The 24018-nt window shown below is 71.1% G+C and carries 18 protein-coding genes; 14 read left to right on the top strand and 4 right to left on the bottom strand.

Translation table 11 applies throughout. From position 1 onward, the window contains the following. Positions 1–63 precede the first annotated feature (63 nt). From ABD366_RS24745 to ABD366_RS24725, 5 genes are read left to right on the top strand one after another with little or no spacing between them, the layout of a single operon-like run. A complete protein-coding gene (locus ABD366_RS24745; protein ID WP_324766526.1) occupies positions 64–1323 on the top strand; it encodes a polyamine ABC transporter substrate-binding protein in 1260 nt (419 codons plus the stop codon). Between the two features lie 58 nt (positions 1324–1381). Beyond that, positions 1382–2548, top strand: a complete 1167-nt coding sequence (locus ABD366_RS24740; RefSeq protein WP_324766527.1) for an ABC transporter ATP-binding protein — start codon at positions 1382–1384, stop codon at positions 2546–2548. Next, positions 2548–3477 (top strand): ABC transporter permease, encoded by a 930-nt coding sequence (locus tag ABD366_RS24735; RefSeq protein ID WP_324766528.1) that lies wholly within the window; start codon positions 2548–2550, stop codon positions 3475–3477. The genes ABD366_RS24740 and ABD366_RS24735 overlap by 1 nt, the downstream gene beginning before the upstream one ends. Continuing rightward, on the top strand, positions 3477–4268 hold the full coding sequence (locus ABD366_RS24730; RefSeq protein WP_324766529.1) for an ABC transporter permease: 792 nt from the start codon (positions 3477–3479) through the stop codon (positions 4266–4268). Before ABD366_RS24735 ends, ABD366_RS24730 begins: the two co-directional genes overlap by 1 nt. A gap of 37 nt (positions 4269–4305) precedes the next feature. Further along, positions 4306–5742: an NAD(P)/FAD-dependent oxidoreductase gene (locus tag ABD366_RS24725; RefSeq protein ID WP_324766530.1), complete on the top strand. Its 1437-nt coding sequence runs from the start codon at positions 4306–4308 to the stop codon at positions 5740–5742. A gap of 11 nt (positions 5743–5753) precedes the next feature. Here ABD366_RS24725 and ABD366_RS24720 read toward each other — a convergent pair whose 3' ends face one another. Beyond that, a complete protein-coding gene (locus tag ABD366_RS24720) occupies positions 5754–6128 on the bottom strand; it encodes a nuclear transport factor 2 family protein (RefSeq protein ID WP_324766531.1) in 375 nt (124 codons plus the stop codon). 141 nt (positions 6129–6269) lie between these two features. On the opposite strand from ABD366_RS24720, the gene ABD366_RS24715 reads away from it, so the two are divergent. Both ABD366_RS24715 and ABD366_RS24710 read left to right on the top strand, forming a co-directional pair. Then, positions 6270–6728, top strand: a complete 459-nt coding sequence (locus ABD366_RS24715; RefSeq protein WP_324766532.1) for a hypothetical protein — start codon at positions 6270–6272, stop codon at positions 6726–6728. A gap of 138 nt (positions 6729–6866) precedes the next feature. After that, positions 6867–8699 (top strand): chitinase, encoded by a 1833-nt coding sequence (locus tag ABD366_RS24710; protein WP_324766533.1) that lies wholly within the window; start codon positions 6867–6869, stop codon positions 8697–8699. On the opposite strand, the gene ABD366_RS24705 is transcribed toward ABD366_RS24710, so the two are convergent. Further along, positions 8653–9429: a phosphatase PAP2 family protein gene (locus ABD366_RS24705; protein ID WP_324766534.1), complete on the bottom strand. Its 777-nt coding sequence runs from the start codon at positions 9427–9429 to the stop codon at positions 8653–8655. The genes ABD366_RS24710 and ABD366_RS24705 overlap by 47 nt on opposite strands. A gap of 223 nt (positions 9430–9652) precedes the next feature. After that, complete coding sequence (gene gabT / locus ABD366_RS24700) at positions 9653–10987, bottom strand: 4-aminobutyrate--2-oxoglutarate transaminase (RefSeq protein ID WP_324766535.1); 1335 nt, start codon at positions 10985–10987, stop codon at positions 9653–9655. A gap of 270 nt (positions 10988–11257) precedes the next feature. Here gabT and ABD366_RS24695 point away from each other — a divergent pair, with 270 nt between their 5' ends. The 3 genes from ABD366_RS24695 to ABD366_RS24685 all read left to right on the top strand — a co-directional run bounded on the left by ABD366_RS24695 (position 11258) and on the right by ABD366_RS24685 (position 17206). After that, entirely contained in the window at positions 11258–13372 is a 2115-nt protein-coding gene (locus ABD366_RS24695) for an ATP-binding protein (protein WP_344442477.1), read from the top strand. A gap of 142 nt (positions 13373–13514) precedes the next feature. After that, the gene (locus tag ABD366_RS24690) at positions 13515–15173 is read left to right on the top strand and encodes a PucR family transcriptional regulator (RefSeq protein ID WP_324776694.1); all 1659 of its coding nucleotides are present in this window, start codon (positions 13515–13517) and stop codon (positions 15171–15173) included. A gap of 587 nt (positions 15174–15760) precedes the next feature. Then, the gene (locus ABD366_RS24685; RefSeq protein ID WP_324776692.1) at positions 15761–17206 is read left to right on the top strand and encodes an aldehyde dehydrogenase family protein; all 1446 of its coding nucleotides are present in this window, start codon (positions 15761–15763) and stop codon (positions 17204–17206) included. A gap of 97 nt (positions 17207–17303) precedes the next feature. On the opposite strand, the gene ABD366_RS24680 is transcribed toward ABD366_RS24685, so the two are convergent. Then, positions 17304–18749: a glycosyltransferase family 39 protein gene (locus ABD366_RS24680; protein WP_324776690.1), complete on the bottom strand. Its 1446-nt coding sequence runs from the start codon at positions 18747–18749 to the stop codon at positions 17304–17306. A 201-nt stretch (positions 18750–18950) separates the two neighbouring features. Between ABD366_RS24680 and ABD366_RS24675 the strand changes: the two genes are divergently transcribed. From ABD366_RS24675 to ABD366_RS24660, 4 genes are all read left to right on the top strand, one after another. Next, positions 18951–20891, top strand: a complete 1941-nt coding sequence (locus ABD366_RS24675; protein WP_324776689.1) for an acyl-CoA dehydrogenase family protein — start codon at positions 18951–18953, stop codon at positions 20889–20891. An 80-nt stretch (positions 20892–20971) separates the two neighbouring features. Then, a complete protein-coding gene (locus tag ABD366_RS24670; protein WP_324776687.1) occupies positions 20972–21337 on the top strand; it encodes a hypothetical protein in 366 nt (121 codons plus the stop codon). Positions 21338–21406: 69 nt separating this feature from the next. Further along, the gene (gene dxr, locus ABD366_RS24665; RefSeq protein ID WP_324776685.1) at positions 21407–22687 is read left to right on the top strand and encodes a 1-deoxy-D-xylulose-5-phosphate reductoisomerase; all 1281 of its coding nucleotides are present in this window, start codon (positions 21407–21409) and stop codon (positions 22685–22687) included. Further along, a complete protein-coding gene (locus tag ABD366_RS24660; protein ID WP_324776683.1) occupies positions 22684–23985 on the top strand; it encodes a M50 family metallopeptidase in 1302 nt (433 codons plus the stop codon). The genes dxr and ABD366_RS24660 overlap by 4 nt, the downstream gene beginning before the upstream one ends. The last annotated feature ends 33 nt before the right edge of the window (positions 23986–24018 follow it).

Here is a 24018-nt window from a genome sequence, read left to right as displayed (position 1 = left end):
CAGGCCGTCCGACCAGCGGCCGACCCACCTCCCGTAAGGGCCTCCCGAAAGGGCACCACGCGTATGGAGCAGTACGAGCCCGACCGCCTGTCCCCGGCCCAAGTGGCCGCTGTGCACCGCAGTCTCAGGAGCGGGCGTGCCAGGACGGCACTCACCCGCCGGTCGCTGCTCCGCGGTTCGGCGGGCGGCGCGCTCGCCGTCGGCGGGTTCGGGACGCTGAGCGCCTGCGGCATCCCGGCGGCGAGCAAGTCCGGGGGCGGGATCTCGTCCGAGGACCACTCGGCCAAGGAGAAGCAGATCAACTTCTCCAACTGGACCGAGTACATCGACATGAGCGACGACGAGAAGCACCGGCCCAGCCTGGAGGCGTTCAGTAAGCGCACCGGGATCCAGGTCAAGTACACCGAGGACATCAACGACAACGTCGAGTTCTTCGGCAAGCTCAAGCCGCAGCTCGCGGCGGGCCAGGACACCGGCCGCGACATCCTCGTGCTCACCGACTGGCTCGCCGCCCGCCTCATCCGCTACGGCTGGGTGCAGAAGCTCGACCCGTCCAACCTGCCGCACGCGTACACCAACCTGGCCGGCCAGTTCCGCAACCCCGACTGGGATCCGGGCCGCGCCTACTCCTACCCGTGGCAGGGCATCGCGACGGTCATCGCGTACAACACGAAGGCCACGGGCGGCAAGGAGATCACGTCGGTCTCGCAGCTCCTCGACGACCCGAAACTGAAGGGCAGGGTCGGCCTGCTCTCCGAGATGCGCGACACCATCGGGATGACCCTGCTCGACCTCGGCAAGGATCCCCGCGACTTCACGGCGGACGACTTCGACGCGGCGACCGCCCGCCTCCAGAAGGCCGTCGACAAGAACCAGGTCCGCCGCTTCACCGGCAACGACTACATAGCCGACCTCAGCAAGGGCGACCTGGCGGCCTGTCTCGCCTGGGCCGGCGACGTCGTACAGCTCCAGGCGGACAACCCGGACGTCAAGTTCGCGATCCCGGACGCCGGTTACATCTCGTCGACCGACAACATGCTGGTCCCGAACAAGGCGCGGCACAAAACCAACGCCGAGAAGCTCATGGACTACTACTACGAGCCGGCCGTCGGCGCCGAACTCGCCGCATGGATCAACTACGTCACGCCGCTCGACAGCAGCGTCGTCAAACCGGAACTCGCCAAGATCGACAAGGACGTCGCGAACGACCCCCTCATCGTTCCGGACAAGACGATGGCGGCCAGGGCGCACAGCTTCCGCTCGCTGACCGCGAAGGAAGAGACGGCGTTCGAGGAGAAGTTCGCCCAGCTCACCGGCGGCTGAGCCGAAACGGTCCGCCCCGCCTCCGCCATCAGAAGCCCCCAGACTCCTTGGACTCACCATGACGACCGACCACGGCGGCGACGTCCGTCTCACCGGGATCAGCAAGACGTACGACAACGGGTTCACGGCCGTCCGGCCGCTCGACCTCACCGTGCCGCAGGGCTCGTTCTTCGCGCTGCTCGGCGCCTCCGGCTGCGGCAAGACCACCACGCTCCGCATGATCGCGGGTCTGGAGGAACCGACCACAGGAACGGTTCACCTCGGCGATCAGGACGTCACCGCGCTGCCGCCCTACAAGCGGCCCGTGAACACCGTCTTCCAGTCCTACGCGCTCTTCCCGCACCTCGACATCTTCGAGAACGTCGCCTTCGGGCTGCGCCGCCGCGGCATCAAGTCGGTGAAGAAGCAGGTCGAGGAGATGCTCGACCTGGTGCAGCTCGGCGAGCACATCCGCAAGAAGCCGCACGCCCTCTCCGGCGGCCAGCAGCAGCGCGTCGCCGTGGCCCGCGCCCTCATCAACCACCCCAAGGTGCTCCTGCTCGACGAACCGCTCGGCGCCCTCGACCTGAAGCTGCGCCGCCAGATGCAGCTGGAGCTCAAGCGCATCCAGACCGAGGTCGGCATCACCTTCATCCACGTCACGCACGACCAGGAAGAGGCCATGACCATGGCCGACACCGTCGCCGTGATGAACCAGGGCCGCGTGGAGCAACTCGGTGCCCCCACCGACCTGTACGAGAACCCCGGCTCCACCTTCGTCGCCAACTTCCTCGGCACCTCGAACTTCATCGAGGCCGAGATCACCGGCCGCTCCGGGGAGGACCTGACGCTGAGGGCGGGCGACGGCAAGCTCGTCCTGCCCGCCGCGCGGTGTTCCGCCGCCACCGCCACGGGCGGCAAGGTCCTGGTCGGCGTACGGCCGGAGAAGATATCGCTCACCCACGCCGACGACGCGGGTTCGGTCCCCGACGGCCGCAACCGCATCATCGGCCGCATCGCGGACAGCAGTTTCATCGGCGTCTCCACGCAGTACGTCGTCGACAGCCCGCTCTGCGACGCCTTCGAGGTCTACGCCCAGAACATCGAGCGGGACACCCGCCTGGTGGCAGGGGCCGAGGTCGTCCTGCACTGGAACCCCGCGCACACCTTCGGGCTCGACGCCGCGCAGTCCGTCCTCGACGGACAGGCAGCAGTGGCGGGCATCCAGGAAGAGGCGGCGGTCTGATGACGGCGACCCTCACGAAGGAGCCGGCGGCCCCGGCCGCCGACACACCACCGCGCGGGAACCGCAGGCGCGGCCGCCTCGTCCCGTACTGGCTGCTGCTCCCCGGCATCCTCTGGCTGGTCGTCTTCTTCGCGCTGCCGATGGTCTACCAGGCCTCGACCTCCGTACAGCAGGGATCGCTCGAGGACGGCTTCAAGGTCACCTGGCACTTCGCCACGTACTGGGACGCGCTGGCCGACTACTACCCGCAGTTCCTGCGCTCGGTCCTGTACGCGGGCTGCGCCACGCTCCTGTGCCTGCTGCTCGGCTACCCGCTGGCCTACCTCATCGCGTTCCGCGCGGGCCGCTGGCGCAACGTCGTGCTGATCCTGGTCATCGCGCCGTTCTTCACCAGCTTCCTCATCCGTACGCTCGCCTGGAAGACGATCCTCGCGGACGGCGGCCCGGTCGTCGGCGCGCTCAACACCCTGCACCTGCTCGACGTCACGACCTGGCTCGGGATGACCGAGGGCGACCGGGTACTGGCCACGCCGCTCGCGGTGGTGTGCGGACTCACCTACAACTTCCTGCCGTTCATGATCCTGCCGCTGTACACCTCGCTGGAGCGCATCGACGGGCGGCTGCACGAAGCGGCCGGCGACCTCTACGCCTCACCCGCGACCACCTTCCGCAAGGTGACCTTCCCGCTGTCGATGCCCGGCGTCATCTCCGGCACGCTGCTCACCTTCATCCCGGCGGCCGGTGACTACGTCAACGCGGACCTGCTCGGCTCCACCGACACCCGCATGGTCGGCAACGTCATCCAGACGCAGTTCCTGCGCATCCTCGACTACCCGACGGCGGCGGCGCTCTCCTTCATCCTCATGGCGGCAATTCTCGTCATGGTCACCGTCTACATTCGCCGTGCCGGAACGGAGGATCTCGTCTGATGCGCTGGCTGCGGAAGAATTTCGTGGTGATCGCGGGCCTGTTCACGCTCGCCTATCTGCTCCTCCCGAACGTCGTCGTCACCGTCTTCTCCTTCAACAAGCCCAAGGGCCGCTTCAATTACGAGTGGCAGCAGTTCTCGCTCGACGCCTGGAGGAATCCGTGCGGCGTCGCCGACATGTGCGGCTCGCTGTCGCTCAGCCTCCAGATCGCCGTGTGGGCGACCGTCGGCGCGACGGTCCTCGGCACGATGATCGCCTTCGCCCTGGTCCGCTACCGGTTCCGGGCACGGGGCGCCGTGAACTCGCTGATCTTCCTGCCGATGGCGATGCCGGAGGTCGTGATGGCGGCCTCGCTGCTCACGCTCTTCCTCAACATGGGCGCCCAGCTGGGCTTCTGGACCATCCTCATCGCCCACGTCATGTTCTGCCTCAGCTTCGTGGTGACGGCCGTGAAGGCGCGCGTGATGTCGATGGACCCACGCCTGGAGCAGGCCGCGCAGGACCTGTACGCGGGGCCCCTCCAGACCTTCCTCCGGGTCACGCTGCCGATCGCGGCGCCGGGTATCGCGGCGGGCGCGCTGCTCGCTTTCGCGCTCTCCTTCGACGATTTCATCATCACGAATTTCAACGCGGGCTCGACGGTCACCTTCCCCATGTTCGTGTGGGGATCGGCGCAGCGCGGAACGCCCGTACAGATCAATGTCATCGGTACGGCCATGTTCCTCGTCGCCGTACTGTGCGTGCTGGCCGGAATGATGGTCGGCAAGCGCAAGAAAAAAGTAGCCGACTAGTTCATTCGTCCCGTTCGTTTCCGAGGGAGTTGGAATCATGGCCGCTGGTGCCATGAACCGCGTAAGCCGTACGCACCGCTCGTCCGCGTCGCTCGCCGACGCCAAGCCCGTCCCGTACTGGCTGGACGACCCCGGTCGGCCCGGGGCCCGCCCCGCCCTCACCGGCGACGAGCGCTGCGATCTGCTGGTCGTCGGCGGTGGGTACAGCGGCCTGTGGACGGCGCTGCTCGCCAAGGAGCGCGACCCGGGCCGCGATGTCGTCCTCGTCGAGGGCCGCGAGATCGGCTGGGCCGCCTCAGGGCGCAACGGCGGATTCTGTGCCGCCTCTCTCACGCACGGCACGGCCAACGGGCTCGCGCGCTGGCCGAAGGAGATCAAGAAGCTGGAGGAGTTGGGCGCCGCCAACCTCGACGCCATCGAGGCCGCGGTCGCCCGCTACTCCATCGACTGCGACTTCGAGCGCACGGGCGAGCTGGACGTGGCGACCCAGCCGCACCAGCTGACCGAACTACGCGACTTCTACGCGGAGTTGAGCGAGGCGGGCCTGGCCGGCGGCCTGGAACTCCTTGACGCGGAGCAGGTCCGCGAGCAGGTCGCTTCCCCGACTTTCCTCGGAGCCCTGTACGACCGCGACGGCGTCGCCATGCTGCACCCGGCGAAGCTCGCCTGGGGCATCAAGCGGGCCTGCCTCGACCTCGGCGTACGCGTCTACGAGCACACCCCGGCCACGCACCTCGTGTCGCACGGTGCCGGGCTCGCGGTCCGCACCCCGTACGGCCGGATCTTCGCCCGGCACGCCGCACTCGGCACGAACGTCTTCCCGTCGCTGGTCAAGCGCGTGCGCTCGTACACCGTCCCGGTCTACGACTACGCGCTGATGACCGAGCCGCTGAGCGCCGCCCAGCTGGAGTCGATCGGTTGGAAGAACCGCCAGGGGCTCGGTGACTCGGCCAACCAGTTCCACTACTTCCGGCTGTCGGCGGACAACAGGATCCTGTGGGGCGGCTACGACGCGATCTACCCGTACGGCGGCCGCGTACGGGCGGAGCACGACCACCGCCCCGAGACGTACGCGAAGCTCGCGGACCACTTCTTCACCTGCTTCCCGCAGCTGGAGGGCGTGCGCTTCACGCACGCGTGGGGCGGCGCCATCGACACGTGTTCGCGCTTCTCGGCGTTCTTGGGCACCGCGCACGGCGGCCGCGTCGCCTACGCCGCCGGGTACACCGGTCTGGGCGTCGGCGCGACCCGCTTCGGCGCGGACGTCATGCTCGACCTGCTGTCGGGCGAGCGTACGGACCGCACCGAGCTGGAGATGGTCCGCACGAAACCGCTGCCGTTCCCGCCGGAGCCGTTCGCGTACACCGGTATCGCCCTCACCAAGTGGTCACTGGCCCGCGCCGACGCCCACGGCGGCCGCCGCAATCTGTGGCTGAAGACGATGGACGGCCTGGGCCTGGGCTTCGACAGCTGACCCCGAACCGTTCATGAGTCGCTGAGCGTCCCCTGGTGGAAGTACAGCCGCCACCCGGCCTGCGGGTGGTGGCGCCACAGGGAGCTGCGGTTGACCCGGCGGCCCTGGTTGTCCGAGTGGTAGGTGAGGTGGACGAGCCCGGGGGCGAGCAGGGTGCCCGTCATCCTCGTGATCCGTACCGGATGCGCGGGGTGCACGGCCGCCGACCTCGTGACCTCCAGGATCGTCTTGCGGTCCCAGCGGCGCCCCGAGGCCCCGAACTCGGAGAACTCCGGGTCGAGCAGAGAGGTCACCAGCTCGTCCGAGGCGCGCACGGCCGGGTCGACGAGCCGCAGCTCCCCGGCGATCGCGGCCTGGATCTGCTGCTGTGCGTCGTCGGTCTCCATGCCGGGACGGTAGCGACGCGGCGGCGCGTACGACACGGCTTTTTCCGGCACCAAGAAGTCGCGCGAACCCGCGTAATGCCCGGCCCTGTGCCCCCTCTCCCTCGTGACACATCCGCGTCGGAACGAAGAGGAGGTCTCCCCATGACTGGCTCGGGGGCAGGGTCGGCGGTCGAATGGCTCGTGGCGGTGGCGCCGGATCCGGCGGCCTGCCGCTGGGAGTGGGAGCGCAATCCGCTCGGGGTGGCACTGCTGCCCGCGGGCAGGCAGTGGGACGTCCTGATCCTGCCGGGGGAGCTGGGCTACCCCACGCTCGACGTCCTCAACCGGGTCATCGACCGCCCGGGCCCGGTCCTGGCGGACTTCGGCGACGCCCGCATGGGCTTCTTCGTGCCCCCGGGCACGGTGGCGCGCTGGCTCGGCACGGGCGTACGCGGCGCGGGCAGCGGCACCTGGATCGTGGTGCCGTATCCGGGGCGCACCACGGGCGGCGTGCGCTGGCTGGTGCCGCCGGACGGCTCCGGCACGCTCACCGATCCCGGTCTGCTGGAGCTCGCGATGCATGAGGCGGCCGCCCAACTGGCCCGGGGCGGGGAGGAGTAGAGGCGGTCGGGACTCTTGACAACGCAATTGGTCTGGACCAAGTTGGGCGCGCTCCACCGTGTCTGCTCCACCGTGTCTGCTCCATCGCGTCTCTTCCCTCCGCTCCCTCCGCTTCCCCCGCCCTGCCCGGAGGCACCCATGGACCGTCCCAGACCCCGACCCCGTACCCGGCGCAGAGTGCTCACCGCGCTCACGGCCGCCGCGCTCGCCGCGACCGGCCTCACCGCCCTGTCCACCACGACGGCCGGCGCGGCCGACGCCGATCTGGCCCGCAACGGCGGCTTCGAGTCGTCCCTCTCCGGCTGGACCTGCTCGGCGAACACCGGCACGACGGTCAACTCGCCGGTCCGCTCCGGCACTTCGTCGCTCCGCGCCACCCCGACCGCGGCCGACAACGCCCAGTGCGCGCAGACCGTCACCGTGAAGCCGGACTCCGCCTACACCCTCTCCGGCTACGTCCGCGGCTCTTACGTCTACCTCGGCGCGAGCGGCACCGGCACCACCGACGTCTCGACGTGGACCGCATCGGCCCCGGACTGGCAGAAGCTGACGACGACGTTCCGCACCGGCCCGGCCACGACCAAGGTCACGATCTACACGCACGGCTGGTACGGCACCCCGGCCTACAACGCCGACGACATCAGCCTCCTCGGCCCCGGCACCGAGGCCCCCGTACCACCCACGGCCCCCACAGGCCTGAAGACCGGCGCGGTCACCGCCACGAGCGTCGCCCTTTCCTGGACGGCGGTCCCCGGCGCGACGAGCTACGCGCTCTACGCGAACGGCACCAAGTCCCGCACGGTGACGGGCACATCGACGACCGTCACCGGCCTCACGCCCGCCACGGCGTACAGCTACCAGGTGGCGGCGGTCAACGACGCGGGTGAATCCCCGAAGTCCGCGGCGGTCACCGCGACGACCGCGCAGGGCTCGGACGGCGGAGGCGGCTCGTCGGACCTGCCGGCGCACGCGCTGGTCGGCTACCTCCACGCGAGCTTCGCCAACGGCGCCGGATACACCCGCCTCGCCGACGTCCCCGACAGCTGGGACGTCATCGACCTCGCCTTCGGCGAACCCACGTCGACGACCTCCGGTGACATCCGCTTCGACCGCTGCCCGGCGACCGAGTGCCCCGGCGTCGAATCGGACGCCGACTTCAAGGCCGCGATCAAGGCCAAGCAGGCGGCGGGCAAGAAGGTCCTGATCTCCATCGGCGGCCAGAACGGCCAGGTCCAGCTCACCACCACAGCGGCCCGCGACACCTTCGTCTCGTCCGTCTCGAAGATCATCGACCAGTACGGTCTCGACGGCCTGGACATCGACTTCGAGGGCCACTCGCTGTCCCTGAACGCTGACGACACGGACTTCAAGAACCCGAAGACCCCGGTCATCGTGAACCTGATCTCGGCGCTGAAGACCCTGAAGGCCAAGTACGGCGAGAAGTTCGTCCTCTCGATGGCCCCGGAGACCTTCTTCGTCCAGAACGGCTACCAGTTCTACGGCACCGGCAAATGGGGCGGCCAGGACCCGCGCTGCGGCGCCTACCTCCCGGTCATCCACGCCCTGCGCGACGACCTGACGCTGCTGCACGTCCAGGACTACAACTCCGGCCCGATCATGGGCCTCGACAACCAGTACCACTCCATGGGCGGCGCCGACTTCCACATCGCCATGACCGACATGCTCCTGACGGGCTTCCCGGTCGCCGGCGACGCGAACAACGTCTTCCCGCCGCTGCGCCCCGACCAGATAGCCATCGGCATGCCCGCCACGACCAACGCGGGCAACGGCTACGTCTCCCCGGCCGAGACGAACAAGGCGCTCAACTGCCTCACCAAGAAGACCGACTGCGGCTCCTACACCACCCACGGCACGTGGCCGGCGCTGCGCGGACTGATGACGTGGTCGGTGAACTGGGACCGCTTCAGCAACTGGGAGTTCCAGAAGAACTTCGACGCCTACTTCGGCTGATCGCGTACGCGGCGCCGCTCAGCAGCACGACCGAGAGGCACCAGCTGCCGAGCACGTCCACCGGCCAGTGATACCCCTGCCGGACGAGCCCGAGGCCTACGGCCGCGTTCACCACGACGCAGCCGTAGGCCGTCGCGCGTGTGCGGAGCACCTCGCGCAGCAGCAGGACGCAGAGCCCGTACGCGACCGCCGCCGTCGCCGTGTGGCCCGACGGGTAGAAGCCGGTCTCCGGGGCCATCGGCGGCGGGCCGGGGCGGGCGAGCCAGGACTGGAGGGGGGCGACGAGCGCCGGGACCAGCGCCATGGTGACGATCGCGGCGAGGGCGGGAAGCCAGTGCAGGGTGCGCCAGGCGACGTAGGCGAGGGTGAGTGCCAGGACCGGCAGGGCCACGCTCATATTGCCGAGGTCGGCGAAGAACTCGGCCGGACCGGCCGGGATCGCGCTCGTGCGGATCGCGTTGCCGAGGCGCTCGTCGGGGGGAAGGAGCGGGCCGTCCGCCGCCACCTGCCAGGTGAGCCCGGTGAACAGGAGGAGGGCGATGCCCGCGAGAAGGCGGAGGCCCGCGAAAAGAGGGAGAAAAATGGTCGGCCGGCCCGGAACAGGGGGGGGTGGTTCCGAGCCGGCCGAACTGACCGGCGTGCCGCACGCCCCGGGGGGTTTGGGGCGGGCGACCGTCCGATCGGTGAGGAGTTCCGGAGCCGGAAGCTCCGGGTGTGTGCGCGAGGGCACGACCAGGGCGGGGCTGGGGAGGCTCCGACCCGGTATCACCCACAGTCCCCTGTGGGCGGGGTGTTTCTCTCATCTGCAGAAACCGTACGGCAGGGAGCGGGGGCCGCAACAGCGGCTTCGGCAACCTGCCATCGGGCCCCCACACTCTCTTCACACGGCCCGACCGTCGTCGCAGGTCACGGAATGGTTACCCGTTCAACCGTCACCCTTTCGCGGCCCGTCGTCACAGTGCCGCGAAGGCGTTCTCGAGGATGTCGAGGCCCTCGTTCAGGAGGTCCTGGCCGATCACGAGCGGGGGGAGGAAGCGCAGCACGTTGCCGTAGGTGCCGCAGGTGAGGACGAGGAGACCTTCAGCGTGGCAGGCCTTGGCGAGCGCGGCTGTCGCCTCCGGGGCCGGCTCCTTGGTGGCCGGGTCCTTCACCAGCTCGATGGCGATCATCCCGCCCCGGCCGCGCACGTCGCCGATGACGGAGAACTTCTCCGCCATGGACGAAAGGCGCGCCTTCATCGTCCGCTCGATCTCCTTCGCGCGGGCGTTGAGGTCGAGCTCCTTCATCGTCTCGATGGCGCCGAGCGCACCGGCGCAGGCCACCGGGTTGCCGCCGTAGGTGCCGCCGAGGCCGCCCGCGTGCGCGGCGTCCATGATCTCGGCGCGGCCCGTGACGGCGGCCAGCGGCAGACCGCCCGCGATGCCCTTGGCGGTGGTGATCAGGTCGGGGACGATGCCCTCGTCCTCACAGGCGAACCACTGGCCGGTGCGGCAGAACCCGGACTGGATCTCGTCCGCGACGAAGACGATGCCGTTGTCCGTGGCGAACTTGCTGATCGCGGGCAGGAAGCCCTTGGCCGGCTCGATGAAGCCGCCCTCGCCGAGCACCGGCTCGATGATGATCGCGGCGACGTTGTCCGCCCCGACCTGCTTGGTGATCTGGTCGATCGCCTGGGCGGCGGCCTCGGGACCGGCGTGCTCGGCGCCGGTCGGCCAGCGGTAGCCGTAGGCCACCGGGACGCGGTAGACCTCGGGCGCGAACGGCCCGAAGCCGTGCTTGTACGGCATGTTCTTGCTGGTCAGCGCCATCGTCAGGTTCGTACGGCCGTGATAGCCGTGGTCGAAGACGACGACCGCCTGGCGCTTGGTGTACGCGCGGGCGATCTTGACCGCGTTCTCGACGGCCTCGGCGCCCGAGTTGAACAGGGCCGACTTCTTGGCGTGGTCGCCCGGCGTCAGCTCGGCAAGCGCCTCGGCGACGGCGACGTAGCCCTCGTACGGCGTGACCATGAAACAGGTGTGGGTGAAGTCCTGGAGCTGGGCGGAGGCGCGGCGTACGACGGCCTCGGCGCTGGCGCCCACCGAGGTGACCGCGATGCCCGAACCGAAGTCGATGAGGCGGTTGCCGTCGACGTCCTCGATGATGCCGCGGTCCACCCGGGCGGTGAACACGGGCAGCGTGGAGCCCACGCCGGCCGCGACGGCCGCCAGACGGCGGGCCTGCAACTCCTGCGACTTCGGGCCGGGGATGGCGGTGACGACGCGGCGCTCCTGCGGGATGTCGCTCATGCGGGGCTCCTGGTTCGGATTCCGGTTCCGCCAGGATGGACTGGCGGGCGTTCGGGGATGTTCTCGCAGGTTAGGTGCGCCGTCCGGGGCCGGTCATGCTCCATTCGGGTGGGGTCGGGCGGGTGTGTTGTCCGGGATGGACACATGCGTACGGCGGCGCGCGGGAGCCTGCGCAGCACGTAAGCAGTGAACTCCCTTGGTACGGGCACTAGATTGACCCCGGATCTACGTGCTGAGTACGGACGGACCGGCAGGTCAGGGGGCAAGGCCATGAGCAGCGAGGGCATGCAGGGCACGGACGGCTTCGCCGGGGAACGCGGTCTTCCCCCCGGCGGGGCGGTGCCGCCGCCGCGCCCCGCCCACGCACCGGGCGAGCAGAGCGGATCCGCGGGCACCACGTTCCTGACCTGGCTGCGCACGCCCCGACCCGCCGCCGCACCGGGCGTGTGGCGGTTCGGACACCGGCCGCGGGCCGAGCAGGAACCCGAGCGCACCCCCACCAGACAGCTGCTCAGCGGGGCGCTCATCGCGTTCCTCGTCGGCTGGCTCGTCTGGTCGCTGCTGTGGAACGGCTATCTGGGCGGCTGGTGGCTGCTGCCGCTGTACGCGATGATCCCGGACTCCTGGGCGTCACCGCACTCGGTCGCCTCGGTCGTCGTGGTCTACCTCTACTACGCCGTCTTCGCGGTCGGGATCGCCGTCGGGGTCGGCCGGCTCGGCCGCTGGGGCGAACTCTGGCGCCGCTTCGGCTACCCCGCCTGGCGCACGGCCGTGCCCGCACCGACCGAGCGCCCGCCCGCGCCGGAGGCGGACCCCGCCCAGTGGCCCCAACTGCGCGAGGCCGGAGCCGTCGACGCCGCCGAGCGGCTCGGCGCGGACGCCCGCGCCGGACTCATGCGCGACGTCGACCACGCCCGCATCGCCCGCGCCTGGCAGGGCGTCAAGCGCGGCCGGCACACCCTCGCCGCCTTCGCCGCCGCCGTCACCAAGGACGGCGCCGCCGCCTGCCCGCACCCCTCCGGCACCCGCGACCTGCCCGCCCGCGCCGCCCGCCACGACCTCGCCACCGCCCAGGTGCGGATCGGCACGGCCGCCGACGACGCCCGCAACCCGTACGCGTACCGGGGCGTCGGCCTCGCCCTCGGCCCCGATCTCATCGGCACGTCGCTGCTGGCAGTCGGGCCGCCCGGCGCGGGCAAGACCGGCAGCGTCGTGTGGCCGCTCGCCGAGTCGCTGTGCCTGGGCGCGCTCGCCGGACGGGCCGCCGTGGTCGTCGTGGGAGCGGCCGGAGCGGGGCTCGGCTCACACGACACGTACGACGTCGTCGTCAGCGTCGGACAGCCCGACTCCGTCTACGACCTCGACCTCTACGGCGGCAGCAAGGACCCGGACGAGGCCGCCGCCGTACTCGCCGAGGCGCTCGTCGGTGACCTCGCCGACCCGCACCCCGGCGGCGACAGCCGGCGCTCCACGACCGTCCTCGGCCAGCTCCTCGGCCCCTACTTCACCGTCCACGGACGCTTCCCGTCCGTGCCCGAGCTGCGACAGCTCCTCGACGGGACACCGGCGGCGCTCGGCGCGCTGCGCACCGCCCTCACCGCAGCCGGGCACGACGCGATGCTGCGCGAACTCGACGCTCGTGAAAGGCAGTTGGGACACCCCGGCGACGTCGGCGCGGTGCTCGCCGACCGCATCGCGCTGCTCGACCGGCCCGCCTTCGCCTCCTTCTTCGACACCTCCGGCACCACCCGGCCCTTCTCGCTGCGCGCCCTCGACCACCCGGTCCGGGTCCGGATCGACCTGCCCGAGCGCGGGCACGCGGACGCCTCCCGGATTCTGGCGCGGCTCGTGCTCGCGCAGTTCATGACGAGCGTCGCCGTGCGCGAGGACCGCTCGCTCTTCGCCTGCCTGGTCTTCGACGACGCCACCGGGGTCGTCACGCCCCAGGCCGTCCGCGGTCTGCAACGGCTGCGCTCGGCGAACGCGGGCGCCGTACTGACCTTGCGCACCCTCGACGACGTGCCGCGCCCGCTGCGCGGACCGCTGCTCGGCTCCGTCGGCTGCCGGATGGCGCTGTCCGGGCTCACCCCCTGGGACGGGCAGGACTTCGCCGAGGTGTGGGGCAAGGAGTGGACCGAGGCCCGCGACGTCACCGACCGGCAGATTATCGCCGAGACCCCGGCGGGCAAGGCGCTGCACGCCGTGCGCCGGGTGATCACCGGGCGCGCGCCGACCGCCCGCGCCGTCACCGTCCGCCAGGTCGAACGCGAACGCTGGTCCGCCTCCGACCTCGCCCACGCCGTACCGCCCGGCCACGCCGTGCTCTCCCTCACCACCGTGCGCGGGGAGCACGCGCCGCCGCTCCTTGTGGAACTGCGGACCTGAAGGTGCGCTGAGAACTGTGGTGGGCGGCACTCCGGAGTACGTACGGTGAGGCAGAATCGGCACTGGTCGTTCATACGGACCGGCCAAAAGTTTCACAAGTTCGGTGCTCCCCCCACGTACCTCCAGCCCACCTGAAGGCCCCATGCCGCCCACGCTCGCCTCCCTCGTCCACCACTCGGCGCTCAAACTCACCGTGCGGGCGGGCGAGGACCATCTGGACACCGCCGTCCGCTGGGCCCACGTGAGCGAGCTCGCCGACCCCGTCCCCTACATGGAGGGCGGCGAACTGCTCCTGATCACCGCCCTGAAACTGGACGCCGAGGACCTCGAGGCGATGCGCCGCTACGTGAAGCGGCTGGCCGGCGCGGGTGTGGTCGGCCTCGGTTTCGCGGTCGGCGTCAACTACGACGACGTACCGGAAGCACTCGTCAGAGCGGCCAAGGACGAGGGACTGCCGCTGCTCGCGGTGCCTCCCCGCACCCCCTTCATCGCCATCAGCAAGGCGGTCTCCGCGGCCATCGCCGCCGACCAGTACCGGGCCGTCACCTCCGGGTTCGCCGCGCAGCGCGAACTCACCAAGCAGGCCCTGAACGAAGGGCCCGAAGGCCTGCTCGCGGTGCTCGCCGCGCAGGTCGACGGATGGGCCGCGCTCTACGACGCCTCGGGCGCCGTCGTCGCCACCGCGCCCGAGTGGGCCGGCCGCCGGGCCGCCCGGCTGACCGCCGACGTCGAACGGCTGCGGGAGCGGCCCGCGCCCGCCAGCGCCGTCGTGGCCGGCGGCGCCGACGACCGCGTCGAACTGCACTCCATCGGTACGGGCCGGCGGGCGCGCGCCGCACTCGCCGTGGGCACGGCCGCCGCGCTCGGCACCGCGGAGCGGTACGCGCTGCACTCCGCGATCGCCCTCCTCACCCTGACGACCGAGCGTTCGAGCGCGCTGTACGCCGCCGAGCAGCGGATCGGGGCGGCGGTGCTGCGGATGCTGCTCGCCGGCGAACCCGATCACGCCCGGGCCGTCGCCGGTGACCTGTACGGGGCGCTTTTGGACGCGCCGTTCCGGATGGTGGCGGCGGAGGCCGTGGCGCCGCCGCCGACGGGGGTGGCGGCACCGGCCGGCACCTCGGCCGGAGCCTCCGCGGGAACGGGCACGGCGCTGCTCCTCGCGGAGGCGGTGACCGGGGCCGGCGCGTCCGGTGACCCGTTGTCCGTCCTCACGGACGTCGCCGAGTCCGCCGCCGCGCGGGCCGGTGAGGCCGTCCTGGTCGTCCCGCACGGGGAGCGGACCGTGCTCCTCGTGGTCGACGGGGGAGCGGCCGCGGAGGCGTGCGTGCAGTACGCCGAGGTCCTTGAGGCGACCCGGGCGGAGGGCTCCGCCGACGACGAACTGGTCATCGGGTTCTCCGCGCCGTCCGGGCCGATCGCCGCCGCGACCGCGTTCAAACAGGCCGAACAGGCGCTGTCCGTCGCGCGGCGGCGCGGGCGGGTCCTCGTCGAGCACGAGGACGTGGCGGCCGGGTCGGTGCTGCCGCTCCTCGGTGACGATGCGGTACGGGCCTTCGCGGACGGGTTGCTGCGGGCGCTGCGGGACCATGACGCGACGGGCCGGGGTGACCTGGTCGCCTCGCTGCGGGCGTGGCTGTCGCGGCACGGGCAGTGGGATGCCGCCGCGGCGGATCTGGGGGTGCATCGGCATACGCTGCGGTACCGGATGCGGCGGGTCGAGGAGATCCTCGGCCGGTCCCTCGACGACCCCGACGTCCGAATGGAACTCTGGCTGGCGCTGAAGGCGACCGGGGGGTAGGGGGGGTGCGGGGTGCGCGGGTGCGCGGGTGCGCGGGTGCGCCGTGGGGTGCTGGGAGGTAGGGCGCCCGCGGCCCGGTGGGGCTTCTCGCGCAGTTCCCCGCGGGCCTGAGATGCGCACTACGTGCGCCATCTCAGGCCCGCGCTGAGGCAGCGGCGAAGCCGCACGCCTTCAGGGGCGCGGGGAACTGCGCGCTCGGCCCCCACCGGTCGGCAGCCGCCATCGACCCTTCAGGGGCGCGGGGAACTGCGCGCTCGGCCCCCACCGGTCGGCAGCCGCCATCGACCCTTCAGGGGCGCGGGGAACTGCGCGAGAAGCCCCACCGGCCGGCAGCCGCAATCAACCCCTGAGGGGCGCGGGGAACTGCGCGACCGGCCCGCACCCGCTATCGCCCCCTAAGGGCCACGGGGAACTGCGCGACCGGCCCCAACCGGCCCGCACCCGCGATACGGCTTAGACAGAAGCCGCGCTAAGGCCGAATCGGCAAAACGCCCCGCCCCACCACTACGCCAAGGCCAAATCATCCTCCGCCCCGCCCCACCTAAGGTCACAGAAAAGCCCGCACACGAAAGGCCGGTACTGGACCCATGACCGCCACCCACGCCTTCTGGCTCGCCGGCCGCCAGGCCACCGGGGACGCCACGTTCGACGTCACCAACTCCTACGACGGCCGTCTCGTAGGCACCGTCAGCATGCCGACGGATGCCCAGGTCGAGGAGGCCGTAGAAGCCGCGCACGCGATCCGCGAGGAGTTCGCCGCGACCCCGGCCCACGTACGTGCCAAGGCGCTGAACCACGTCGCCGACCGGCTCACCGAGCGGACCGAGGAGATCGCGCGGCTGATCTCCGCCGAGAACGGCAAGCCGATCAAATGGGCCCGGGGCGAAGTGGGCCGCGCGGTCAGCGTCTTCCGGTTCGCCGCCGAGGAGGCCCGCCGCTGGAACAGCGGTGACGCCCAGCGCCTCGACACCGACCAGGGCGGCACAGGCCGCCTCGCGCTGACCCGCCGCATCCCCAAGGGCGTCGTCCTCGGCATCGCGCCGTTCAACTTCCCGCTGAACCTGAGCGCCCACAAGGTCGCCCCGGCCATCGCGGTCGGCGCCCCGATCATCCTCAAGCCGGCCCCGGCGACCCCGCTCTCCTCCCTCGTCCTCGGCGAACTGCTCGCCGAGACGGACCTGCCCGCCGGCTCCTGGTCGGTCCTGACCGTCCCGAACGACAAGATGCCCGCCCTCGTGCAGGACGAGCGCCTGCCCGTCATCTCCTTCACGGGTTCGGGCCCGGTCGGCTACGCGATCATGGACAGCGTGCCGCGCAAGCACTGCACGCTGGAGCTGGGCGGCAACGGCGCGGCGGTCGTCCTCGCCGACTACGCCTCCGAGGCCGACCTGGACTGGGCGGCGGGCCGCATCGCCACCTTCTCCAACTACCAGGGCGGCCAGTCCTGCATCTCGGTCCAGCGGGTCATCGCGGACGCCGCGGTGTACGACCGGCTGCTCCCGAAGATCGTCGCCGCCGTCGGAGCGCAGGTCACCGGCGACCCGGCCGACGACGCCACCGACGTGGGCCCGCTGGTGAGCGAGGACGCCGCCAGGCGCGTAGAGGCATGGGTGACCGAGGCCGTGGACGCCGGCGCCACCCTCCTCGCCGGCGGCAAGCGCGACGGCGCGACCTACGCGCCGACCGTCCTCGCCGACGTACCGGCCGATGTCACGATCTCCTGCGAGGAGGTCTTCGGACCGGTCCTGACCGTCAAGAAGGTCGACGGGGAGGCGGAGGCCTTCGCCGCCGTCAACGACTCCAAGTACGGCCTCCAGGCAGGGGTGTTCACGCACGACCTGCAGACCGCGTTCCGCGCCCACCGCGCCCTCGAGGTCGGCGGTGTCGTCATCGGCGACGCGCCGTCCTACCGTGCCGACCAGATGCCGTACGGCGGCGCCAAGCAGTCCGGCGTCGGCCGCGAGGGCGTGCGCTACGCCATGGACGACTACACGTACGAGCGTGTCCTCGTCCTCACCGGACTCGACCTGTAGGAGCCTGTCCGAGCGGCGAGTACGGCGAACGGCCCGAGCCCACTGTGCGGGGGCTCGGGCCGTTCGCCGTCCGGGCGTGATGCTCGATCACTGTCCCTCAGCGTGCGCGCAACTCGTACGCCGTCACACGCCGGCCGCGTACCTCTTCGTCGTGCACCACCCTGAAGTACCGCCGCAGCACGGCCAGTTTCATCCGGTCCCGCTTCGCCGTCACCGGCTTCGCCACCCTCGCCGCGTCCGTGACCAGCAGGATCCGGGGCCGTGCGAGCATCGACTCCCGTATCGCGACCGGCGCCTTCTCCAGGCCCTTCAGCGTCCCCGACGGCTCGGGGCCCCGCGCCAGAGCGATGTCCCGCAGCCCGGTGAAGGCGTCCGGAGAGACGAGCAGGGTGTCGCGCCGGGCCGCCGGGACGAACAGCACCCCCGCTCCGTCGGTCTTGTGCCGCCGCACGTCCGCCGTGACGGCCAGTACGTCGTCCACCCGGCTGGCGGGCGAGCGCTTGGCCAGGAACTGCGGCAGCAGCGCCGCCACGGCGAGAGCGAGAGCGACGGGCACCAGCCACGCCGACGCCCGCGGGAAGCGGGGCCGCGCGGCCCGGACCGCCGCGTCCAGAGCCGTCCCGATCAGCAGCGCCAGACCCAGCAGGCTGAACAGGACGTAGCGGTCCAGGAACAGCGGCGTCACCAGCGAGATGCCGACCAGACAGAGCTGCGGCACGACCAGCAGGGGCAGACCGACGGCTGCCACGGAGAGCCGGCCCGCGCGCGGGCGGTCGACCAGGGCGCAGAGGCCGCCGATGGCGAACAGCACGGCAGGGCCGATCAGCATGTGCCAGGTCAACGGCGGGATCCAGGACACCTGCGCGGACTGGCCCCGGCTGTAGAGGATCAGCGGGAGGGCGCCGGCCGTCGCCGCGGCCGAGGCGACGACCCAGCGTAGCCACACCTCGCGGCCGGGTCTCGTCCACAGCAGGGTCGCCAGATGTGCGAGAAGGGCGAGCAGCGACAGCCAGTTCAGCAGCGCGCAGAGGAGGACGACGACGCTGTACGCCACCCACGGGGCGATGCGGCGGGACCCGGGAAGCGTGCCGACGAGCAGCAGGGTCGCGACGCCGACGCCGGCCGCCACCAGCGAGTAGGGGCGGCCTTCCTGGAGGTAGAACTGGACCGCGGGCAGCAGCCCGAGGGCCAGGCCCGCGCCAAGTCCCGCCCAGCGTCCGGCGATCCGTCCGCCCACGGCGGCGACGCAGCCCGCCGCGACGGCCGTGGCCAGGACGGAGGGCAGCCGCAGCGTCGTCGTGCTGGGCCCGAAGAGCTCGAACAGGCCGTGCATGAACAGGTAGTAGAGGCCGTGCACCGCGTCGACCTGGCCGAGCAAGTGCCAGATCTCCGGGGTGGAACGCCGGGCGACCTGCCAGGTCGCCGCCTCGTCACGCCACACGCTGTGCTCGCGGGAGAGGCCCCACAGGCCCAGAACCAGGGTCCACAGCACCGGGATCGGCCAGGCGGGCAGGTACCGGGGGAGGGCGGCGCGGGCGTTCATGGAGGCAGGTGAGGCTCTCGCGTAGAGGAGTGACGCAGGGGGAGGTCGAGGGCAGAGCCTACCCTCGGCGATCTTGACCCGTGCACCTCAAACGCCGCGCGAGGGCTGGCCGGGATGGACTGAATCGGGTACATACGATCGAGTAGCACCGGTCGGTAACGGGCCGGTCCGGTGCACCCGACGCGCGGCGAGGTGAACCTCATGTCCGCAACACCCCAGCCCCGGGCCAAGGTCTCCGAACGGGAGGCCCGGCAGGTCGCAGAGGCCGCACGTGAACAGGACTGGCGCAAGCCCAGCTTCGCCAAGGAACTGTTCCTCGGCCGGTTCCGGCTCGACCTCATCCATCCGCACCCGATGCCCGCCAACGAGGACGCGCTGCGCGGCGAGGCGTTCCTCGCCCAACTGCGCGACTTCTGCGAGACGAAGATCGACGCGGCCCGCATCGAGCGCGAGGCGAAGATCCCCGACGAGACGATCAACGGGCTCCGGGAACTCGGCGCGCTAGGCATGAAGATCGACACGCAGTACGGCGGCCTCGGCCTCACGCAGGTCTACTACAACAAGGCGCTCGCCCTGGCCGGTTCGGCGAGCCCCGCCATCGGAGCGCTGCTCTCGGCCCATCAGTCGATCGGCGTACCGCAGCCGCTGAAGATGTTCGGCACCCAGGAGCAGAAGGACGCGTTCCTGCCGCGGTGCGCGCGCACGGACATCAGCGCCTTCCTGCTGACCGAACCCGACGTGGGTTCCGACCCCGCGCGCCTGGCCACGACGGCCGTCCCGGACGGCGACGACTACATCCTCGACGGGGTCAAACTGTGGACGACGAACGGCGTCGTCGCGGACCTCCTCGTCGTCATGGCGCGCGTACCGAAGTCCGAGACCCACCGCGGCGGCATCACCGCGTTCGTCGTGGAGGCCGCCGCCGAGGGCATCACCGTCGAGAACCGCAACGCCTTCATGGGCCTGCGCGGCCTGGAGAACGGCGTCACCCGCTTCCACCGGGTCCGCGTCCCCGCCGCCAACCGGATCGGTCCGGAGGGCGCGGGCCTGAAGATCGCCCTCACCACGCTCAACACCGGCCGCCTCTCCCTGCCCGCCATGTGCGTGGGCGCCGGCAAGTGGTGCCTCCAGATCGCCCGCGAGTGGTCCGCGGCGCGCGAACAGTGGGGCAAGCCGGTCGCGTTCCACGAAGCGGTCGGCGCGAAGATCTCCTTCATCGCGGCGACGACCTTCGCCCTGGAGGCGGTCGTCGACCTCTCCTCCCAGATGGCCGACGAGGACCGCAACGACATCCGCATCGAGGCCGCCCTCGCCAAGCTGTACGGCTCCGAGATGGGCTGGCTGATGGCCGACGAACTCGTCCAGATCCGCGGCGGCCGCGGCTTCGAGACCGCCGAGTCCCTCGCGGCCCGCGGCGAACGCGCCGTCCCCACCGAGCAGATCCTGCGCGATCTGCGGATCAACCGCATCTTCGAGGGCTCGACCGAGATCATGCATCTGCTGATCGCCCGCGAGGCCGTCGACGCGCACCTGTCCGTGGCCGGCGACCTGATCGACCCCGACAAGTCCTTCGCGGACAAGGCGAAGGCGGGCGCCAGGGCCGGCGGCTTCTACGCCAAGTGGCTGCCGAAGCTGGTCGCCGGTCCCGGTCAACTCCCGCGCTCCTACGCCGAGTTCCACCCGCCGAACCACCCGGACCTCTCCCACCACCTGCGCTACGTAGAGCGCTCGGCTCGCAAACTGGCCCGCTCCACCTTCTACGCCATGTCCCGCTGGCAGGGCCGCATGGAGACCAAACAGGGCTTCCTCGGCCGCATCGTCGACATCGGCGCCGAACTGTTCGCCATGAGCGCGGCCTGCGTCCGCGCCGAACTCCTGCGCACCACCGAGGAGTACGGCCGCGAGGCCTACCAACTGGCCGACGTCTTCTGCCGCCAGGCCCGCATCCGCGCCGACGAACTCTTCGAGCGCCTGTGGACCAACACCGACGACCTCGACCACAAGGTCGTCAAGGGCGTCCTCGGCGGCACGTACACCTGGCTGGAGCAGGGCGTCGTCGACCCGAGCGGCGAAGGCCCCTGGATCGCCGACGCCACCCCCGGCCCCAGCAAGCGGGAGAACGTGCACCGCCCCATCCGCTGACGGTGCCCCCGCCTCCACCGCGGTGACGGATCCGCCGATAGAGTCCGGCGGATCCGTCACCACGACACCCGGGGGCCCACATGCGCGACGAGGCGAAGTACCGCGACGACCTGGAACGCCGGTTCCTCGCCGAGTCCCAGCGGCTGCGCGGCCGCGGCCTGCTCCTGCTGTGGATCGGCGGCCTGCTCTGGCTGTACGTCGCCCTCAGACTCCTCCTGCCGTGGTCCGTCCTCGGCGCCGACCCGGACTGCGGCGCCCCGCTCTTCGAACGGATCGAACTCGGCTACGAGGACGGCGTCAGCAACCCCTGCTCGGTCGTCCCCTGGCCCACACTCCTCGCCGTCCTCGCCGTCTCCGTCCCGGTCCTGGTCACCGGCGCGGCCCTCTACGTACGCGGCATGGTCAGCGCCAATCTCAGCCACTACGTCCGGACGATGACCTTCTGACGCCGACAGCCCGAACCCGTACGGGGGCACCGTGTCGGACTCACAGCAAGGCCAGGCAACAATAGGGGGATGACCGACAGCCCATCGCCGCTCGCCGACCCGCACCTCGTCTTCGACCCCGCCCCCGGCGACGCCCCCAGGGACATCGCCGTGCTGGGTTCGACGGGCTCGATCGGCACGCAGGCCATCGACCTCGTGCTGCGCAACCCGGACCGGTTCCGCGTCACCGCCCTCAGCGCCGCCGGCGGCCGGGTCGCCCTCCTCGCCGAGCAGGCGCACCAGCTGCGCGTACGCACCGTCGCCGTCGCCCGCGAGGACGTCGTGCCCGCGCTGCGCGAGGCGCTGACGGCGCGGTACGGGCCCGGGGAGCCGCTCCCGGAGATCCTCGCGGGGCCGGACGCCGCCACCGAGATCGCCGGCCGCGGCGACTGCCACACCGTGCTCAACGGCATCACCGGCTCGATCGGCCTGGCGCCCACGCTCGCCGCCCTCGAAGCCGGCCGCACCCTCGCCCTCGCCAACAAGGAGTCGCTGATCGTCGGCGGCCCGCTGGTGAAGGCGCTCGCCGAGCCGGGCCAGATCATCCCGGTCGACTCCGAGCACGCCGCGCTCTTCCAGGCGCTCGCCGCCGGCACCCGCGCCGATGTCCGCAAGCTCGTGGTCACCGCGTCCGGCGGCCCGTTCCGCGGACGCACGAAGGCGGACCTGGCGAACGTCACCGTCGAGGACGCGCTCGCGCACCCGACCTGGGCGATGGGCCCGGTCATCACGGTCAACTCGGCGACCCTGGTCAACAAGGGCCTGGAGGTCATCGAGGCGCACCTCCTCTACGACATCCCCTTCGACCGCATCGAGGTCGTCGTGCACCCGCAGTCCTACGTGCACTCCATGGTCGAGTACGTCGACGGGTCCTCGATCCTCCAGGCGACCCCGCCCGACATGCGCGGCCCCATCGCGATCGGCCTCGGCTGGCCCGAGCGGATCCCGGACGCGGCCCCCGCGTTCGACTGGACGAAGGCCGCGAGCTGGGAGTTCTACCCGCTCGACAACGACGCGTTCCCGTCGGTGGGCCTCGCCCGGCATGTGGGACAGCTCGCGGGCACGGCCCCGGCGGTGTTCAATGCCGCCAACGAGGAGTGCGTGGACGCCTTCCTGAAGGGCGCCCTGCCGTTCAACGGGATCATGGAGACCGTCACCCGGGTCGTCGAGGAACACGGCGCCCCTTCGACATCGGTGCCGGGAACTTCCCTCACCGTCGCGGACGTCCTCGAAGCGGAGACCTGGGCACGCGCCCGGGCCCGTGAACTGACGGTGACGACCGGGACGACGACCGCGGAGGCTCGTGCATGACGACCTTGATGATGATTCTCGGCGTAGTCGTCTTCGTGGTGGGGCTGCTGATCTCCATCGCCTGGCACGAACTGGGGCACCTGTCGACCGCGAAGCTCTTCGGCATCCGTGTCCCGCAGTACATGGTCGGCTTCGGGCCGACGATCTTCTCGCGGAAGAAGGGCGAGACCGAGTACGGGATCAAGGCGATCCCGCTCGGCGGCTACATCCGCATGATCGGCATGTTCCCGCCCGGCGCGGACGGCCGGATCGAGTCCCGCTCGACCTCCCCGTTCCGCTCCATGGTGGAGGACGCCCGCGCGGCCGCCTTCGAGGAACTGAAGCCCGGCGACGAGACCCGCCTCTTCTACACGCGCAAGCCGTGGAAGCGCGTCATCGTGATGTTCGCCGGCCCCTTCATGAACCTGATCCTCGCGGTCGGCCTCTTCTTCACGGTCCTCATGGGCTTCGGCGTCACGCAGCAGACGAACGTGGTCGAGTCCGTCTCGAAATGCGTCATCCAGGCCAGCGCGGAGCGCGACACCTGCAAGGCGTCCGACCCGCAGTCCCCGGCCGCGGCCGCGGGCCTCCGCGCCAAGGACAAGATCGTCTCGTTCAACGGCGTCACGACGGACAAGTGGAACGTCCTGTCCGACGAGATCCGCGAGAGCGCCGGCCGGACCGTCCCGATCGTCGTGGAGCGCGACGGACAGCGGCAGACGCTGAACGCGAAGATCGCCACCAACCAGGTCGCGAAGAAGGACGACAACGGCCAGATCACCGACGGCTACGTCAAGGCCGGCTTCCTCGGCTTCACCGCCGCCACCGGAGTCGTACGCCAGGACTTCGGCGACTCCGTGACATGGATGGGCGACCGGGTCGGCGACGCCGTCGACTCCATCGTCGCGCTCCCGGCGAAGATCCCGGCCCTGTGGGACGCGGCCTTCGGCGACGGCCCGCGCGACCAGGACTCCCCGATGGGCGTGGTCGGCGCGGCCCGCGTCGGCGGCGACATCGCGGCGCTCGACATCCCGGCTACGCAGAAACTGGCGATGTCGCTGATGCTCGTCGCCGGCTTCAACCTCTCCCTCTTCCTCTTCAACATGCTGCCGCTGCTCCCGCTCGACGGCGGCCACATCGCGGGCGCCCTGTGGGAGGCGCTGCGCCGCAATCTGGCGCGCGTCTTCCGGCGCCCCGACCCGGGCCCCTTCGACGTGGCGAAGCTCATGCCGGTCGCGTACGTGGTGGCCGGAATCTTCGTCTGCTTCACCATCCTCGTCCTGATCGCGGATGTGGTGAATCCGGTACGAATCTCCTGATCACGTGTGGTTCGTGGCGGCCGGGCACCCTGT

The organism is Streptomyces kunmingensis, assembly GCF_039533535.1.
GTDB classification, from domain to species: Bacteria; Actinomycetota; Actinomycetes; order Streptomycetales; family Streptomycetaceae; genus Streptomyces; species Streptomyces kunmingensis.
Note: the sequence above shows the minus strand (reverse complement) of the source record. Positions and strands in the feature narration are given on the sequence as shown.